Consider the following 17,466-nt stretch of genomic DNA (forward strand, 5'->3'; position numbering starts at 1 on the left):
ACGCGGACGTCGGCCGTCTCCGGCGCCATGAAGAAGCCCCGTCGGTCCGTTCGCACGGATCGACGGGCTGCCCGCCCTGAACGTGTGTCTTCGCAGGCGTCCCTCCGACCGCCGCCCAGGTCCGTCCTGCGCGGGCTCACTCCCGTAACGGAGCGCCCGAGACCTGACGCGGCACGACTCACACGAGTTCGGGTTGGGGTCGTGGTCGCGGCACCGGTACGGCCTTGGGTTCCCACCGTTTGGTGGTCCGTAGATAGCCGTAGACCACCGAGGCCATCGCCAGAATGAGCAGGGGTCCGAACAGCCACGGATGCTCGGCCATCTCCACCGGCAGATAGCGGTACGACGCCAGGAGCGCGGCGAAGACCGTCGCGCCGTAGGCGACCAGCCGGATTCCCGACCGGTCCCAGCCGCGGTCGAACGAGCGCAGCGCCGCCTCGATCGTGAACGCGAAGACTACGCCGGCAACGAGATCCACCCCGTAGTGGTAGCCGAACCCCAGCGTCGCGCCGAGCGTGGCGATCAGCCAGAACGTACCCGCGTACCGCAGGACGCGCGGGCCCTTGCGGGAATGGATGAAGATCGCGGTGGCCCAGGCCGTGTGCAGGCTGGGCATGCAGTTGCGCGGGGTGATCCCGTCGTACGGCACCGGGTGCGGGACGGTGATCGCCGGCGGCGTATGCGGCCACAGGTTGGCCACCGCCCATTGCACGCCGCCGGTGCCGGAGGTGCCCGGGCCATAGGCGAAGATCGGTCCGACCACGGGGAAGATCATGTAGATGCCCGGCCCGAGCAGGCCGATGACCAGGAACGTGCGCACCAGGTGGTGGCGGGGGAAGCGGCGCTCGATCGCCACATGACGCAACTGGTACAGGGCGACGACGACGGCGGCCACGGCGAGCTGCCCGTAGACGAAGTCGAGAAGGTGGGTGCCGATCGGTTCGGTGGCGGCGAGAAGCCGGCCTGCCAGCCACGAGGGGTTGCCCAGCGCGTGGTCGGCGGTCGCCACGTACGGATCGAGCACCTCCGGGCGCGTCTTCGACGTCATGAGCAGCCAGGTATCGCCGGTCTTACGCCCGGCCACCAGGAGCAGCCCCAGTCCGACGCCCTTCAGCATCAGGACGCGTTCCCGGCCGGTGCGGCGCGTGACGGCGATGAACGCGCAGCCCAGGATCACCCACAACGCGCCGTTGCCGAAGAAGTGACCTTCGGGGGGCTCGGCACCGATCGCCCACCGCACCAGCACGAAGACGACATCGATGCCGATCGCGGCACCGGCCGCGATGAACCGCTGCCGCCAGGTGAGCACCACCATCATCAACGCCATACCGCCGTACAGCGGCCCCGGCTTGGGGGCGAAGATCACCTCTCGCACCTGGTTGGTGAGCGGCCCCGGCAGACCGGTGTAGTGACGTGCGGCGACCTCCAGCGTGACGAGGAAACCGAGAGCCACCACACCCACCGCGGCCCACAGCATCGCCCGTGGCTGACGCCATACGGGGAACGCCGTTCTGCTTTTTATTCGCGACAACACCCGCGATACTATAGGCATCAATTGTTTGACCGATTTGTTAGTCGATAGTCACATAGGTCACTCTTCGCTCCGGATGCCGTGGGGCTCCGGTGAAGGTAGGGGCGATGAGAGGCTGCTCGCCGTGCTCCGATCATGCCATCGGAGCGGCTCGGGCGGCTTCGCCGGCCACTGAGCGGCATGAAGGCCGCAAGATCGACCGCACCCCCTACGCTCTCCCCGTGGCCGACTATCAAGATCCTTTCACTGCCTGCTATCCCGCTCTCCTGCCGTGGGCGCGGCCTTCCCGGCAGGAGGATCTGCACCGCGCCGTGCGGACCGCCGTGGAACGCTCGCTCGTCGCGCAGTGGGGTCGGATAGAACCGGAGAGACCCGCGACTGACGCCGACGTCCATGCGATCGTCGCCGCCTGTGACGCCTACACCCAGGGCTGGTTCGACGCCGTGATCCGCCCTGCTTCCCGCTTCACCCCGCGGGAAGGCGGGTGGCCGTCCTCCTTGGGGGCGTGGCTGGATGCCTCGAACAGCCACGGCCGGGGCAGGGCCGTCCGTCACACCATCGCCGAGAACCTCGACTTTTTCACCAGGTTCAGGTTCCGGTCCACGCTGGGCCTGGTGAGGTACGCGGAGCACACCGCCCGAACGACCACGGGAACAGCACGGCAGCGGGCTGCCACGGCCACTGCGGAGGCCCTGCGGTGGGCGTGGGCCCGGCATACCGACAGACCCGGCTGGGACGACGCCGAGTGGTACCAGTACATCGACGTGAACGAGTTGATCGGCTGGACGACGGCAGCACTGCGGCTTCCGGGGGCGAGCCCGTCCCGGGCCGCCGACCGGGTGGAAGAGATCGCCGGGCAGGAGTGGGACGACTGGTCACCGTGGACGTCGGATGAACTGCCGGCATCGTTCATCGCCCAGGCGGCGCAAGCCGTGGCGCGCTGTGTGACGACCACCTCTTCTTCGACACCACCGCTTCGAAGCGCGTCCAATGCCTGTCCGGACGAACGAGCAGGCCGGGCAGGGGCCACCGGCGTCCGCGCTGAGGGAAGGGACGGTGACGGGAAGACGGCGTATCTGGAGTGGTGGGCCAATCCCTCCACCTGCCTGGCCCGGGTCCCGGTCAGAGTGACGGCCGTCGGTGGCGCGGGCGAGTGGGAGGCCACGTTCTCGCCTCCTCTCGACCGCGACGCCCGCGAAGACGTGAAACAGCTCATCGACGCGGACCCCTGCCTCACCCTTCGCTTCGACACATCGACCCTCGAAGTCCAGGCGGAAGACTTCGACGGCCTCGGTCACCTTCGGCTGGCCGTCGTCCCCGCACCGTAAGCACCGAGCACCGCCATGCCCGGGCGGACGCGGGCGCCCTGGACCCGGGGCAGTGCGTCGTCAGGGCTTGTACACGCAGGCCGCCAGTGGAGCGTGCACCTTCCAGCCCAGCGTTTCGTACAGGGCGCGCCCCTCGGGGGTCGCGCCCAGCACGCCGAGGGCCGCACCCTCGGTGACGGCGTGGTCGGCGAGGGTGCGCATGACGAAGGCACCCAGGCCACGGCGGCGATGGGCGTCGTCGGTACTGACCCGGTCGACCACCGCCGTCCGGCCGAGAACGACCATCTGCCCCTTGGCCACGGACTCGCCCGCGGCGTCGTGCGCCCGGACGTACACCACTCCGTCGCGGGTCTCGACGGACGCGGCATAGCCCTCGGGGGCCACCGGATCCGTGGTCAGCAGGTCCACGGCCATCAGATATCCCGACTCCTCCTTGTCCACCACCCAGCCCTCGGGCAGCCACGGCCCGATGTCCTCGGGCTCCATGGGCGCTTTGAGCCAGGTGTGCGGCACCGTGACCGAGGCTGCGGCCTCGCGTACCGAGAACTCGTCGGGACGGGGCAGGACATGGCGTCCCACGTGCTCGGGGCGGCCCACCTCGACGTAGAGCCCCCACGGGTGTGCGGCCGGCGGGGGCGTACCGCGCGAGACGGCCCAGCCGGCGACCCAGGCCCTGACCAGTTCCGGAATCATCAAGTCCTCCCGAAGTGTGCGTCATATGTAAGAGTCACAATCCGGGAGTGCACATTACGTTAGAGCCTTGGACGAGGCATCTTCTTTTTTCCCGAGCGCGGGCGTTGTCACCGGGGGCCCGATCGCCGCCTCGTCCGCTGCGCGGCCGCGTCCCCGGAGCCGGTCCATCTCCCGCCATTCGGGGCGCAGTCCGGCCAGAGTGGTGGTGAGGAAGTACGCCGCACCGCCCGCCACGAGTACCGGTGCGAGACCGAACGAGGCCACCGCCGCTCCGGCGAAGAGTCCGCCGAGGGGGATGCCCGCCCAGGCCAGCGAGTCGCCCAGCGCCCGGACCCGGCCCAGCAGTTGACGCGGTACGCGCTCGAAGGAGATCGCGCCGAGGATCGGATTGAGGAACCCGCCGCCGAAGCCGCCGACGGCGAAGACCGCCAGCACGGCCCACATCGGCGCGTTGGCGGCGAGCACCAGGAAGCGTGGTGCCCCGACGATCAGGAAGCCCGCGAAGAACACCAGTCGGCGGCGCAGTTTGTGGGCCACGGCGGCAGCGACGAGGCTGCCGAGGACCGCGGTGATGCCGCCGGCGCTGCTGATCAGCCCGATCGCGGCGGGGCCGCCGCCGGACTCCTTGGCCCAGACCGGTACGAGCACCGTTATGAAGGCCGCGTCGAGCAGGTTGGTGATGCCGACCGTGACGATGATGGTGAGCAGCAGGGGTTCACCGCGCAGGAACGTGAAGCCCTCACCGAACCGCCGCCAGTAGCCGGGCTCCTTCCCGCCTTCCGGCGCGAGGGGGGCCGCCGTGGCGTGTCCCACGCCGCGGGGCAGGGCCAGCCCGATGATCACCGAACCCAGCGCGAAGCAGGCGGCGTTGACGACCAGGCCCGCTTGCGGGCCGAGCAGAGCCACCAGAGCGCCACCGGCCGCCGGGCCGACGGTGGAAGCGAGCCGCTCGGTCACGCCGGAGATCCCGGTGGCCCGCTCCAGCGGGACCGCGCTGCGTTCGGCCGCCTCCGGAACCATGATCTCCTTGGCCAGATCACCGGGCCCGCGCACCGCGCCGATGGCCGCGACGAGGCCCAGCAGCAGCCAGAAGGGGAGCAGGTCCAGGGCGTAGAGCAGGGGGACGAGTCCCGCGGCGATCGCGCTGAGCGAGTCGGTGGTCCAGGAGACGACGCGGGGGCCGACGCGGTCGACGAGCGGGCCGGTGAGCGCCTTGACGACCACGTACGGGGCCATCTCGCAGAAGGCGACGAGGCCGGTCTGGGTGGCGCTGCCGGTGGTGACGAGTACGAACCACGGCAGGGCGATGGCCGAGACCCGGGTGCCGGTGAGCGATACGGCCGTGGCGGCGAGCACCGCGGCCAGCGGCCGCAGGCTGCGCCGGCCGGTTATGCCGCCCGTCGGCGGGGGTGCCTTCTTCACGGTGTCTCCCCCGCGGGCTCGGTGACGGCGTCCGGCTGGGGCAGGATGTGCGTGATCAGTACGACGCGCTCGGTGTCGTCCGGCGCCCCCGGTCCCGCTCCGGGCGCGTCACGCCGGTAGCGGTTGACGACGGCCCGTAGCTCCTCCCCCAGGCTCGCGGCCTCTTCGGGGGTGAGCCGCAGGGACCAGTCGCTCAGATCGAGCTGGTCCCGCCAGGCGCGCGGCATGACCTCCAGCGCGTCCAGGGTCAGCCGGGCGCGCTGCGCGTGGGCGTCGGCCAGCACGCGTGCGTAGGCCCGCGCGGCCTCGGGTTCGCGGTCGACGAGGTCCCTGTCGGTCAGCCAGGTGCTCTGGTGCACCGCCCGCCACCAGCGCTCCCGCGCGTTGCCACGGTCGGTGTCCTCCTCGACGAACCCGGCGGTACCGAGCTGCCGCAGGTGGTAGCTGGTCACTCCCGAGCCGAGGCCCAGCCGTTCGGCGAGGCGGGTGGCCGTCGACGGGCCGTGGGTCCGCAGCAGTCCGACCAAGCGCACCCGTACCGGGTGGGCCATGGCGCGCAGGCCCTTGGCGTCCAGGACCACATGGGTCTCGGGGGATGGGCCGTCCGGCCGCTCTCGTTCTGCCATACCGGCCACTGTATTCCGCGAACACTTCTTCGCGAACACTTCTTCGCGAAGAACCCTTCGCGATCTCGGGGCCCCCGTGGCACCGCTCGAGCTGCGGGAGGCCGTCTTCTGGGCAAGGCTGGTCGGCGTGAGCCGCCTCCCGCGCGGACCGCGAGCGACACCCGAGAAAGGCAGTGACATGAGCGGCAGCAACCAGCCCCTCAAGGGCAAGGTCGTCCTGGTCGGCGCCGGGGCGAAGAACCTGGGCGGCCTCATCAGCCGTACCGTCGCCGACCAAGGCGCCAACGTGGTCGTGCACTACCACTCCGACGGCACCAAGGACGATGCCGTGGCGACCGCGAAAGCGGTGGAGGCGGCGGGCGGTCAGGCGGAGACGTTCCAGGGCGACCTGACCAAGGTCGACGTGGTGGAGGACCTGTTCACCACCGCCAAGGAGCGGTTCGGCGGTATCGACGTGGCGGTCAACACCTCTGGAATGGTGCTGCGCAAACCGATCATCGAGACGACCGAGGCCGAGTACGACCGGATGGCGGCCGTGAACGCCAAGGCGGCGTACTTCTTCATCCGCGAGGCGGGCAAGCACCTCAACGACAACGGCAAGGTGATCACCATCGTCACCTCGCTGCTGGCGGCCTTCACCGACGGCTACTCCACCTACGCGGGCTGCAAGGCTCCCGTCGAGCACTTCACCCGGGCGGCGGCCAAGGAGTTCGCTCCGCGCGGCATCTCCGTGAACAACATCGCCCCCGGCCCGATGGACACCCCCTTCTTCTACGGGCAGGAGACGCCCGAGCGCGTCGAATTCCACAAGTCCCAGACCATGGGCGACCAGCTCACCAAGATCGAGGACATCGCCCCGATCGTGAGTTTCCTGGCCACGGACGGCTGGTGGATCACCGGCCAGACCCTCTTCGCCAACGGTGGCTACACCACGCGTTAGCCGGCACGCCCCGCGTCAGCCCGGCGAGGCGGGACTCCCGTCGCGGATCAGCGGACGGCGTCGTACGCGCCCAGGGTGATCCTCGCGAAGTTGCGCAGCGACTCGGTGCCCGGGGCGAAGTAGCCCGAGTGGCCACGGGCGCCGGCGGAGGAGACGAGCCGGGCGCCGAACTCCACTGAGGTGGGGTCGGCTCCGTGGCCGAGCCCCAGCAGGCGGACGTGGGGGATGTCTCCGATCCAGTCCCCGCTGTCGCGGCGGACCGCCCAGACCCGGGCACCCGTGCGCAGGCCTGCGGCGGAGTCGGCGCGGACACCGGGACTGCCCAGGACGACCAGGTCGGCCGCGTCGGCGCGGTCGAGGGCGGGGGCGGCCAGACCGCAGACGACCGAGCCGTAGCTGTGGCAGAACACCGCGGGGGCGGTGGAACCGAGGGCCGCGAGCCCCCCGAGGAAGCGGTCCAGACGCGGTGCGCCCGCTTTCGCGAGCCGGCCGGTGGCGGCGTCGAGTCCGACGCCGACGGGGGTGGTGTACCCGGTCCAGGCGATCACGGCGGTGGGGGTGCCGGGAGCCTGGCGGGCCATCTCGGTGCGCAGCGCGGCGGCCATTCCGGCCGGGGCACCGTAACGGTCGTGCGCGCGGTCGAAGGAGGCGAGGTCGATGTCGGAGCCCGGTACGACGACCGCCGTGCGCTTCGCCGCCGCCCAGTCGCCGTAGACCTCGGCGACCTGGCCGCGGCCGCGCGGGTCGAAGGCGAGGATCTGCCGGCCGGGGGCGAGGAGCCGCCCATAGCGGTCGGCCTGTTCGCCGGCCCGCGACCGCTCGTACGTGGGGAGTTCGGGGTCGGCGGCCCGGGCACGCTCCTTGGCGCGCTCGGCCGCGAGCGCCCGGGCATTGGCTTTGTACCGCAGCGCCAGGGGCACCCCGTCGAGGTTTCCGACGACCAGCGGGTGGCGGGCGGCCAGTTCGGCACGCCGTCTCTCGGTCAGGGAGGCGAAGAAGCGGGCGACGTCGGCGGGTGCGGCGGTCGCGGGGTCGGGCAGCGGGCGGTGCGGCGGACCGTCCGCGCGCCAGGCGGCGGTACCGGCCGGCGGGCCGGTGACGGCGGTCTGCTCACTGCCGGTGGCCCAGCCCGCCGTGCCCGTGACGACCGTCGTGGCGAGCGCGACGGCGGCCAGTGTGCGCTTGAAGCGGCGCATGGATGACTCTCCCTCTTCCGGTACCGCGGAGGAGGGAAAGGTAGGAAGAGAACGGGTGACTTTGCGTCACACCCCGGAGCCAACCCGGGGGTGATACCGGAGTAGGGGGTGGGGCAGGTGTCACCGACCGGGGCCAGCTGCCGCGCGCACTACGGGTTTCGGGTGCCCATGGTGCGCGCGACCGTCGGCCCCGCGGCTTCCGGGCCGCGTCCGGCGGATCTTCGGCTAACGACCGGCTGCACCGCCTGCAGGCCGCCCCGCCGTGCGGCGGTGGTGCGGACGGCCATGGGCTCGCAGCGCCCGCCCCCTTGGTCCGCCGGAGAGGACCTACGCCCAGTTCTGGCGTTGCAGCCAGAGGTTGCGCTCGGTGCCGGAGCCCTGGGTGAAGACATACAGCAGCCCCACCCGGTTCATGATGACGGGGCTGACGTGGATGTCACCGATGATGCCCTCCAGGGTCTGGAAGGCTTCGTAGCCGGTGGCGTTCTCGGCCGTCTGGACCGTGACCCACAGCTTTTTGTCGGTGCCCTTGACCAGGACGTTGACCCGGCCGTCCTGCCCGAGGCAGGCGGTGGGGCGCTCGATGATCTGCCCCTTGAGCGAGGCGGAGGTCTGCCAGGCGTCGTAGTCGTCGCCCTGCCCGACGCGCCAGGCGGAGCCGTCAGAGCCGCGGTAGAAGATCTGGACACGGGAGGCGGCGTCGAGGACCGCGGAGGGCCGGGTGGTGACTCCGGTGGTCTGCTGCTGGAAGGCGTCCCACGCGTCGGCGGCGTTCGATGCCTTCTGCTGGATCGTGTACAGCGTGTCGTTTCCGCCCTTGACGGCGACGACGATGCGGCCGGAGCCGTCGAGCACCGGGGACGGTGTGGCGTAGATGCCACCACCGAGGGAAGTGGGCGCGGTGTACGCCTCGTAGGCCAGACCTTGGTTGCGGGTGTACCACAGGGCGCCGTCGGTGCCCCGGAAGAAGATCTGGACGCGTCCGTCGCCGTTGAGGGCCGCCGCCGGGTCACCGCCGATATTGGTCACGATCCGCTGCGGCGCGCCGAAGTGAGCGTTGATGGCGGTCTGGGTGACGACTTCGAGGTGGTGGTCCGGTGTGCGGTAGAAGACGCGGATCTTGCCGTCCCTGCCACGGAGGGCGTGGGGTGCGCCCTCGATGCGTGAGCCCTCGATCTTCTTCCAGGGGCTCCAACCGCGGTCGCGCGTTTCCCAGATGGTCCAGAGGGCGTTGGCTCCGCCCTGGACGAAAGCCTGGACTCGGTTGTCGGAGTTGAGGGCGGCGGAGGGCTCGGCGAAGATGCCGCCCTCCAGGTTCGTCCAGTTGCCCCACTTCGTTCCGGGTGCGGTGGAGACGGGCATGCACACTCCTCGATCGGATGGTTGCCGAGTTGTCGTGCCGCGTCCCAACTTATCCGTGGCCGCGAAGAAGGCCAGAGCCCAGTTTGAGCTGGCGCGATATCGGCGGTCAGGCCCGGCGAATCAGCCCAACTCCACTTGGCGCGTCGCCCGTTGCGGCGCCAGGCGGCCTGAGCCCCTCCCGTACCGGTGCCGCCCGGTCGGCCGCCGGGCGCGGCCGGCCGGGCTGGGACCTGGCGCCTCCGCGAGGTCAAGCCCTTGGTCTCAGCCGCCCGTCTGCCGTGACCCCCGGTCCGAGGCGACGCATATGGCTATGCCCAACACCGCGAGCACGATGCCCGCGTACAGCTCGTAGCCGTCGAGAAAACCGATGTGGCGCACCACGCCCCAGTTGCCGAACCAGTCGGTGACCTCATGCAGGACGGCCATGGCACCTTGCACGAAGACAATGAAACCCAGCACTTCGAGGAACTTCTTCATGTGTCCGATCATCGCCCCTCTTTCCGCACCCCGTCATCGCCCGATGGGCTGCGTCTCAGCACACCGAAGTAGCCCCTCCGACGACGTCATCGGTCCGAAAGTATCGACCCTCGCGACTTTGGTCGCCGACCACCGGCCGACGCCCCCGCCGCCCGGTAACGCTGGGTAGATTGACCGGCATGAGCAGCAAGGATTCGACAGACGTGACGGGGGCGGACACGGCGTATCCGTGGCTGCTCCCGTCCGCCTTCGCGGCCCCCCGCCCGCGCGGAAGCGGCGCGCGGCGGACCGTGCGTGATTGGGTGGTCGACATCTGCTGCCTCGCCCTCGCCGGCCTGGTCGGGCTGCTGGCCGCGGAGTCGTTGCGGAACGATGCGCACACCTCCGCCCTTCTCCTTCTCGCCGATCAGCTGCTCGGGGCCGCGGCCTGCGCGGCGTTGTGGCTGCGTCGCCGATGGCCGGTGGGGCTGGCGGTCGCTCTCGTGCTGTTGTCCGTCGTGGCGCCGTGTGCCGCGGGCGCGATGCTGGTGGCGGTGTTCACGGTCGCGGTGCACCGGCCGTTCAAGGTGGTCGCCGCGGTGGGGGCACTGGCAGTGGCCTCGGCCCCGGTCTCGGCCGCCGTGCGGCCCGACCCCGGCCTGACCTTCGCCGTGTCCGCCGTGACCGGGGTGCTGCTGGCGTTGACGGTGATCGGCTGGGGCATGTTCCTGCGGTCCCGCCGCCAGTTGGTGCTGTCACTGCGCGAGCGTGCCCGGCGCGCCGAAGCGGAAGCCGGGCTCCGGGCCGAGCGGGCGCAGCGCCTCGCCCGGGAGGACATCGCCCGGGAGATGCACGACGTCCTGGCGCACCGGCTGTCGTTGTTGTGCGTGCACGCCGGGGCGTTGGAGTTCCGCCCGGACGCGCCGCCGGCCGAAGTGGCCAGGGCCGCGGGGGTGATACGCGACAGCGCGCACCAGGCGCTCCAGGATCTACGGGAGGTGATCGGGGTGCTGCGGGCCCCCGGTGGTGCCGACGGTGCCGAGGCGAGCCGGCCGCAGCCCACCCTCGCGGGGTTGGACGGTCTGGTGGAGGAATCACGGCAGGCGGGCATGGCGGTGACGTTCGACTGCCGGGTCGTCGATGCGTCGGCCGTGCCGCCCGCCACGGGGCGTACGGCCTACCGGATCGTCCAGGAAGCGCTGACCAACGCCCGTAAGCACGCTCCCGGTGCCGAGGTGAGCGTGCGGGTGGCCGGTGAGGCGCGGCAGGGATTGACGATCGAGGTGGTCAATCCGGCGGGCAAGGAGGAGAGCAGGGCCATGCCCGGCTCCGGCCAGGGCCTCATCGGGCTGTCCGAGCGGGCCGCCCTCGCCGGTGGCCGGCTCGGGCACGGGCCCACCCCCGAAGGCGGCTTCCGGGTGCACGGCTGGCTACCGTGGCGGATATGAACGCGCCGCAGACACCGCCGATCCGCGTCCTGCTCGTCGACGACGACCCGCTCGTGCGGGCCGGGCTGTCCTTCATGCTCGGCGGTCTGCCCGACCTCGAGATCGTCGCGGAGGCGTCGGACGGCTCGGAAGTCGCTGCGTTGGTCGACCGGCACTCCCCCGACGTGGTGCTGATGGACCTCCGGATGCCGTCGGTGGACGGTCTGGCCGCCACGGAGGCGCTGCGGCGCCGCGAGGACCCGCCGGAGGTCATCGTCCTGACGACGTTCCACGCCGACGAGCAGGTACTGCGGGCGTTGCGGGCGGGTGCGGCGGGCTTCGTGCTCAAGGACACCCCGCCCGCCGAGATCGTCGAGGCGGTCCGCCGGGTGGCGGCCGGGGCGCCGGTGCTCTCCCCCACGGTCACCCGGCAGCTCATCGAGCAGGTGACGGGCCGGGGGCCGGATCGCGGTGCCGAAGCGCGGGAGCGGCTGGCGCGGTTGAACGACCGTGAGCGGGAGGTGGCGCTCGCGGTGGGACGCGGCCGGTCGAACGCGGAGATCGCCGCCTCCCTCTTCCTCAGCGTGGCGACCGTCAAGGCGCATGTCTCACGCATCCTGACCAAGCTCGACCTCGACAACCGGGTGCAGATCGCGCTGCTCGCCCATGACGCGGGGCGGTTCGACGCGGAGTCCTGAGCGGACGCCGCGCGGGCCGCCGCCCGAAGCCCCTCCCCTCCAGGCCCAGCCCCCTCCAGCCCCCCAGCGGGTATCACGCTGCGTGTTCGCCCGGGTGGCCCCCGTCGCGTCCGGCCACCCCCGTCTCGCTCCGATCGCCCAGCTCAGGGCCGGTACGCCGACCCCGGGCGCGGAGCCCTTCGGCCCTCCGTGCGGGTCCGGAGCGACCCACAGTGATCACCTACACACCCCGTGCGTCATGTTGCGCAATCGCCTTGGAATCTATGTCCGGCCGTCGCACGGCTGTTACATAACAGCGGGGAAACAGCGGGTTGAGGGTCGTAGGATCGAACTCATGATCAATGGGTGATTAGTTCTATTCGCCCCTTTCGTTGTACTACCGCGCGCACTTGGCGCAGGAGATAGGAGACCCCTGTGCCGGGGCACATACCGCGTCGACGCATGCTCCAGATCGCCGGCGGTTCGCTCGTCGTCGGTACGGGCGCGGTGGGTGCCTGGCAGTGGCTGGCACCCGAGGCGAAGCAGGTCGCCAAGCCGGGGAAGTTCCCGGCGCGCCAGGCCAAGGCTCGGGCGACGGAGTCGTTCGTGCACGTCATCGCGCACCCCGACGACTCCCTCTACTTCATGAACCCGGAGCTGGAGCAGGCCATACGCAGCGGCGCCCCGGCCGTGACGGTCTGTCTGACCGGCGGGGAGTCCGACGGACGCAACGCCCTGACGCACAGCCCCAATTACATGAAGCTGCCCGAGCGGCGCGGCGACTTCGTCCGGGCCCGCTTCAACGGCTTCCGCGAGGCGACGGCCCGGATGGCCACCGGCAACTGGCTCAGCCCCTGGGACGTGGAGACCCTGACGCTCCTGCCCGGTTTCGAGGTGGAGCTGCAGACCCTGCGCGCCGCCCCCCAGGTTCAGTTGATCTTCATGGAGCTGATCGAGGCGCGCACCATGCGCGGGCCGCGCAAGGACAGCCTGCGCGGTCTGTGGCTCGGGGCGACCCCGAAGCTGACGACTCTCAAGCCCACCGGAAGCCCGGTCCGGCGCACCTTCCACTACAACCGGCAGCAGCTGATCGACTCGCTCGCCGCCGTGCTGGAGCGCTACCAGCCGACCGTCGTGCGGACCCTCGACCCGAACCCCACGCACATGCCGCAGGACCCGCACTACCCCAACACTCCGCCCGCGCTCCAGGGCATAGGGGCGTACTTCGACCACCAAGACCACACCTCCTCCGCCCACTTCGCGCAGGCGGCGCTCGCCGAGTACTGGGGCCGCAAGCACGCGCGCCCCACCGCGGTGGAGAGCTACGTCGGCTACGAGGTCGGAAACCTGAGGCTGCCCGCCAACCTCGACGCGGCCGCCATCGCGCACAAGATCGAGCTGCTCGACATCTACGGCTGGGTGGACGGCAAGGCCTGCGGCGACCGGGCGGGCTGCGGTGACCGCAAGGTCGGCGCCCGCTCCAAGAACTCCCCCTGGTCCAACCACCTCCGCCACCGGGCGACGGGCACCCAGCGCTGGGTACAGCCGCTGCCCGACGGGCGGCTCGCGGCGTTCGCGGTGCTGGACGGCGCCGTGCAGTGCTGGACCGAGCGGACGCCCGGCAGCGGCATCTGGTCCACGCCCACCCGGGTCGGCCCCGCCCCGGTCCGCGGCTCGATGCTGGAGGGCCAGGTGCAGGCCGTGCGGCTGCCCGACGGCACGCTGCGGCTGTTCTCCGTGCGCACCGTGCTCCCCGCGCCCGGCAAGGACCACCACCGTGAGCTGGTCACGTCACTCCAGACCGGCCGGGTCACCGGCGGCGGCACCCCGGCCTTCGGGCCCTGGGAGGTCCTCGGTTCGCCGGAGGCGGACGACCCGCAGCGGTCGATGGAGATGGGCTACCCGGTCGCGGTCGTGGCCAAGGACGGCAAGGTCCATGTCTTCGTCAAGGACTGGGCGGGCGGTGTGGCCTTCCGTACCAGCGCCGCCGAGGGCTGGACGGAGTGGGCGCCGCTGCCGGCTGATCCGGGCCGGATGCTGAAGCTGGAGGACGGCCTCGACGCCGCGGTGGACGACAAGGGCCGTCTCCATGTCGTCGCCGCCGACATCAAGACCGTCCACCACTGGATGTCCGAGGACGCCGACGGTCCGCTGAACCTGTCCGAGCCGACCCGGCTCCCCGCCACCACCGGCCCGCTGGCCCTGGCTCCGCTGCCCGGCGGCGGCATGCGGATGGCCACGCGTCAGCCGGGCACGGCACGCGTGCTGATCGCCGACCGGCCGGCGGGGAACGGCAACTGGCGACAGTCGGCCCAGTGCGCGCCGATCGGCGGCTACGGGCGGGTGGCCCTGGCGCAGGCCGGGAACACGGCCGTGCTCGCCGCCCGCGACGACAAGGGGCTCGTCCGGGTGTCCACGGGCTCGGGCCGCCCCGGCCCCTGGCAGGAGGCGGGCGTCCCGCACCGGGGCACCGCCGGGATCACCCAGGACGCCCAGGGGCGGACGGTCGCCGTCGTCCTGGGCTCGGACGGCCTGCTCAGCAGCACCCGCGGCAGCGGCTCGGGGACGACGGACTTCGTGGACTGGATCTCCCACGACGGCAAGCCGCTGAGCGACCTCCAGACCTCGTAACGCCCGGGGCCCGGCCCTTACGGCAAACGGCCTCCGGCGCCCGGGCGAAAAACCTCCGGCACCCGGGCGGGAAGCACCGGCGCCCCGTACGAAAGGGGCGTGACCGCCCGGTCACGCCCCCCGCCTCGCACGCCGCGTCAGGAGGCGGCGATGTCCTGCTTGATGACGCGTTCGATGTTCCGCTCGGCCAGCGCCGTGATGGTCACGAACGGGTTGACGCCGATGGAGCCGGGGATCAGGGCACCGTCGGTGACGTAGAGGTTCTTGTAACCGGCGACCCGGCCGTAGTCGTCGGTGGCCTTGCCCAGGACGCAGCCGCCGAGCGGGTGGTAGCAGAAGTCGTCGGCGAAGGCCTTGAGCTTGCCGCCGAACAGGTCGTAGCGGTACATCGTCGTGTTGGCCTTGTTGATCCGGTCGAACAGCGACTTCGCGGCGTTGACCGCGGGCGCGTTCTGCTCACGGGTCCACCGCAGGTTCGCCCGGTCGGTGGCCCGGTCGTAGACGAAGGTGCCGCGCTCGGGGTTCTTGGTGATCGCCAGGTAGAGGCTGACCCAGGTCTCCAGGCCGGCCGGCATCGGGGCGATCTCCGCGAAGACCGGGGCGTCGGGGTTGTTCCAGTCGTCGATGCCCAGCGCGGGGATCGACGACTGCTTGGCCCCGGTGGGATTCCACATGTGGTTGGCGCGGGCGGTCATGATGTTGCCGTTCGGTCCCCAGCCCGCGCCGACCTCGGAGCTGAGGTCGGGCAGCGCACCGGTCTCGCGGGCGCGCAGCAGCAGCTCCGTGGAGCCGAGGCTGCCGGCACCGAGGAACAGGTGCTTGCAGGAGATCTCCTTGGTGGTCACCAGCTTGCCGTCGGGGTCCCGCTGCTCGACGGTCAGCGTGTAGGTGCCGTCCGGCTGCCGGCGGATGGCCTTGACCTGGTGCATGGTCTCGATCGTGACCTTGCCGGTGCCGAGCGCGGCGGCCAGATAGGTCTTGTCCAGGCTCAGCTTGCCGTGGTTGTTGCCGTAGATGACCTCGCCGGCCAGCGCGGACTTCGTGACCTCACCGGCCGCCTCGCGGCGCATGTAGTCGAAGTCGTAGACGTTGGGTACGAAGGTGGTGCTCAGGCCCGCCTTCGCCGCCTGGTCACGCGAGACGCGGGCGAACTTGTACCACTCCGACTCCTCGAACCAGTCCTTGGCGATGTGGTTCACCTTGAGCATGGAGTTGGCGCGCGGGAAGTAACGGCCGTACATCTCCTCGGCGTCGACCCGCGGCAGGACCTCCTCGAAGTACGAGCGCTTCGGCGCCACCGCCATGCCGCCGTTGACCAGCGAGCCGCCGCCGACGCCGCGCCCGACGTACACCGACATCTGGTCGAAGTTCACCCGGTCCAGCACACCGGCGTAGGGGTCGATGTCCTTGTTGACCACGTCGAGCCAGAGGAACGAGCCCAGCGGCGCCTCGGTGCGGGTCTTGAACCAGCTGGAGCGCTTGTCGGGCTTGAGCATCCCGGTGAAGATATTCCCGTCCGGGCCGGGCTTGTTCCACAGCTGGCCCATTTCGAGCATCAGCGTCGGGACGCCCGCCTCACCGAGGCGCAGGGCGGAGACGGCCGCGCCGTAACCGGTGCCGATCACCACGGCGGGAACGAACGAGCCGTCGCGTCCCTTCTCGGCGGCGGCCGCGCGCGGCGCGGCGGATATCGTGCTCGCCCCGGCGAGGGCGGCGGCGCTCAGGGCCGCCATGCCGAACAGCCGACGACGCGACAGGTGCTGGTTTTCTACCACGCTGGTGTACCTGACCTTTCCGGCACTGTTCTGTGCTGGATCTTGGGGATTGACGGGGGTTTCACTGGGGGTCCGGGCCCCTCGCGGACGTGGGCGCCGGGCGTGGACCGTGCCGGTCCACGGGCCTGGGGGGCTCCGCCGGTTACCAGGTCACCGGGAAGCGGCGGAGCCCGCGGACCGGCGCGTCGTGGCGGAGCGGGATCTCCCGCGGCGGCACGGCCGGCCGCAGGCCGGGGAAGCGCCGCAGCAGGGCATCGAGGGCGACGCGCAGCTCGACGCGGGCCAGTTGCCGGCCGAGGCACCGGTGGGCCCCGTGCCCGAAGGCCAGATGGCCGGTGGCGTCCCGGGCGAGATCGAGCGGGCCGGGGGCGGGGAACCGCCCGGGGTCGTGGTTGGCGGCGGCCAGCGAGACCATGACGATCTCGCCCGCCCGTACGAGGTGCCCGTCGATCTCGACGTCCTCCAGGGCCGCGCGGGTGGGCCCGTGGCGGACGACGCCGACGTGGCGCAGCAGTTCCTCGACGGCGTCGTCCGTGCGGGACGGATCGGCGCGCAGCGCGGCCAGTTGGCCGGGGTTCTCCAGCAGGGCGAGCACACCGAGGGCCAGTTGGTGGGCCACCGTCTCGTGGCCGGCCGCCAGCAGCAGGAAGGCGATCGAGGCGAGTTCCTCGTCGGTCAGTGCGCCGTCGGCGGCGATCAGGCCGCTCAGCAGGTCGTCGCCGGGGTGTGCGCGTTTGAGCGGCACCAGTCGGTGGAGGTACGCGCCGAGGCCCGCGAAGGCGCCCAGTACGGCTTCGGTGCTCTCCCCGAGGCCGCTCCACACGGCGCTGTGGCGCTGGAATTCCTCGCGGTCGGCGTCGGGCACCCCGAGCAGCTCGCAGATCACCAGGGAGGGCAACGGCAGGGCGAAGTGTTCGAGGAGATCGGCGGGGGCTCCGTGGCGCTCCATCGCGTCGAGCAGTTCTTCGGCGCTTTTCTCGATCCAGCCGGTGAGCCGGCGCATGCGGTCGTCGGTCAATTGGCCGACGAGCAGCTTGCGGTAATGCTGTTCCCCGGTTTTTCCGTACGCGGTTTCCCGGTTTTCCCGGCGGTTGAACATTCCCGTCGGCGCGGCCGGGGATTCACCGAGTACGGGCGCGCGGGGCACCGGGGGGTGATGGCGTTCCGCCTTGGCGCCGAACCGGGGGTCGGCGAGCACCGCCCGCGCGGTGGCATACCCGGTGACGAGCCATCCCGAGCGGCCGTCCTCGAAGGTCAGCCGGGTGACCGGCTGATGTTCGCGCGGGGCTCGGGGGCTCTTCGGGGGGTCGAAGGCACTTTCCCGGACGGTGGCGAAGGGCACCGACGCGAGTTCGGTCATGTCCGCCCTTTCGATGACGCTCTTCACCTGCCCGCGAGCCGT

General features: G+C 71.2%; 14 protein-coding genes. 5 read left to right on the forward strand and 9 right to left on the reverse strand.

The features are described 5' to 3' along the window. Positions 1-178: 178 nt before the first annotated feature. Entirely contained in the window at positions 179-1,477 is a 1,299-nt protein-coding gene (locus ACZ6MA_RS22015) for a phosphatase PAP2 family protein (RefSeq protein ID WP_469435604.1), read from the reverse strand. Between the two features lie 275 nt (positions 1,478-1,752). Between ACZ6MA_RS22015 and ACZ6MA_RS22020 the strand changes: the two genes are divergently transcribed. After that, positions 1,753-2,859, forward strand: coding sequence for a hypothetical protein (locus ACZ6MA_RS22020; RefSeq protein ID WP_469435605.1), 1,107 nt, complete (start codon positions 1,753-1,755; stop codon positions 2,857-2,859). A 60-nt stretch (positions 2,860-2,919) separates the two neighbouring features. Here ACZ6MA_RS22020 and ACZ6MA_RS22025 read toward each other — a convergent pair whose 3' ends face one another. Genes ACZ6MA_RS22025 through ACZ6MA_RS22035 form a run of 3 tightly spaced genes read right to left on the reverse strand, consistent with a single transcriptional unit; the run spans position 2,920 to position 5,600 of the window. Further along, complete coding sequence (locus ACZ6MA_RS22025) at positions 2,920-3,552, reverse strand: GNAT family N-acetyltransferase (protein ID WP_469435606.1); 633 nt, start codon at positions 3,550-3,552, stop codon at positions 2,920-2,922. A 54-nt stretch (positions 3,553-3,606) separates the two neighbouring features. Beyond that, positions 3,607-4,974 carry an MFS transporter gene (locus ACZ6MA_RS22030; RefSeq protein WP_469435607.1) on the reverse strand — a complete coding sequence of 456 codons (1,368 nt, stop codon included), beginning with the start codon at positions 4,972-4,974 and terminating at the stop codon, positions 3,607-3,609. After that, positions 4,971-5,600 carry a helix-turn-helix domain-containing protein gene (locus ACZ6MA_RS22035; RefSeq protein ID WP_469435608.1) on the reverse strand — a complete coding sequence of 210 codons (630 nt, stop codon included), beginning with the start codon at positions 5,598-5,600 and terminating at the stop codon, positions 4,971-4,973. The genes ACZ6MA_RS22030 and ACZ6MA_RS22035 overlap by 4 nt, the downstream gene beginning before the upstream one ends. A gap of 178 nt (positions 5,601-5,778) precedes the next feature. Here ACZ6MA_RS22035 and ACZ6MA_RS22040 point away from each other — a divergent pair, with 178 nt between their 5' ends. Next, a complete protein-coding gene (locus ACZ6MA_RS22040; protein WP_469435609.1) occupies positions 5,779-6,540 on the forward strand; it encodes an SDR family oxidoreductase in 762 nt (253 codons plus the stop codon). A 47-nt stretch (positions 6,541-6,587) separates the two neighbouring features. Here ACZ6MA_RS22040 and ACZ6MA_RS22045 read toward each other — a convergent pair whose 3' ends face one another. From ACZ6MA_RS22045 to ACZ6MA_RS22055, 3 genes are all read right to left on the reverse strand, one after another. After that, positions 6,588-7,736, reverse strand: coding sequence for an alpha/beta hydrolase (locus tag ACZ6MA_RS22045; RefSeq protein WP_469435610.1), 1,149 nt, complete (start codon positions 7,734-7,736; stop codon positions 6,588-6,590). A gap of 327 nt (positions 7,737-8,063) precedes the next feature. After that, positions 8,064-9,098: a DUF8189 domain-containing protein gene (locus ACZ6MA_RS22050; RefSeq protein WP_469435611.1), complete on the reverse strand. Its 1,035-nt coding sequence runs from the start codon at positions 9,096-9,098 to the stop codon at positions 8,064-8,066. A gap of 261 nt (positions 9,099-9,359) precedes the next feature. After that, on the reverse strand, positions 9,360-9,587 hold the full coding sequence (locus ACZ6MA_RS22055) for a hypothetical protein (protein ID WP_469435612.1): 228 nt from the start codon (positions 9,585-9,587) through the stop codon (positions 9,360-9,362). A gap of 167 nt (positions 9,588-9,754) precedes the next feature. Between ACZ6MA_RS22055 and ACZ6MA_RS22060 the strand changes: the two genes are divergently transcribed. From ACZ6MA_RS22060 to ACZ6MA_RS22070, 3 genes are all read left to right on the forward strand, one after another. Next, on the forward strand, positions 9,755-11,002 hold the full coding sequence (locus ACZ6MA_RS22060) for a sensor histidine kinase (protein ID WP_469435613.1): 1,248 nt from the start codon (positions 9,755-9,757) through the stop codon (positions 11,000-11,002). After that, positions 10,999-11,679 (forward strand): response regulator, encoded by a 681-nt coding sequence (locus ACZ6MA_RS22065; RefSeq protein ID WP_469435614.1) that lies wholly within the window; start codon positions 10,999-11,001, stop codon positions 11,677-11,679. The genes ACZ6MA_RS22060 and ACZ6MA_RS22065 overlap by 4 nt, the downstream gene beginning before the upstream one ends. Positions 11,680-12,120: 441 nt before the next feature. Next, positions 12,121-14,289, forward strand: coding sequence for a PIG-L family deacetylase (locus ACZ6MA_RS22070; RefSeq protein ID WP_469435615.1), 2,169 nt, complete (start codon positions 12,121-12,123; stop codon positions 14,287-14,289). A 137-nt stretch (positions 14,290-14,426) separates the two neighbouring features. Here ACZ6MA_RS22070 and ACZ6MA_RS22075 read toward each other — a convergent pair whose 3' ends face one another. Then, entirely contained in the window at positions 14,427-16,022 is a 1,596-nt protein-coding gene (locus ACZ6MA_RS22075) for a GMC oxidoreductase (protein ID WP_469435786.1), read from the reverse strand. A 184-nt stretch (positions 16,023-16,206) separates the two neighbouring features. Further along, positions 16,207-17,424, reverse strand: a complete 1,218-nt coding sequence (locus ACZ6MA_RS22080) for a cytochrome P450 (RefSeq protein WP_469435616.1) — start codon at positions 17,422-17,424, stop codon at positions 16,207-16,209. Between the last annotated feature and the right edge of the window lie 42 nt (positions 17,425-17,466).

It is taken from the genome of Streptomyces sp. NPDC042259 (assembly GCF_055582085.1).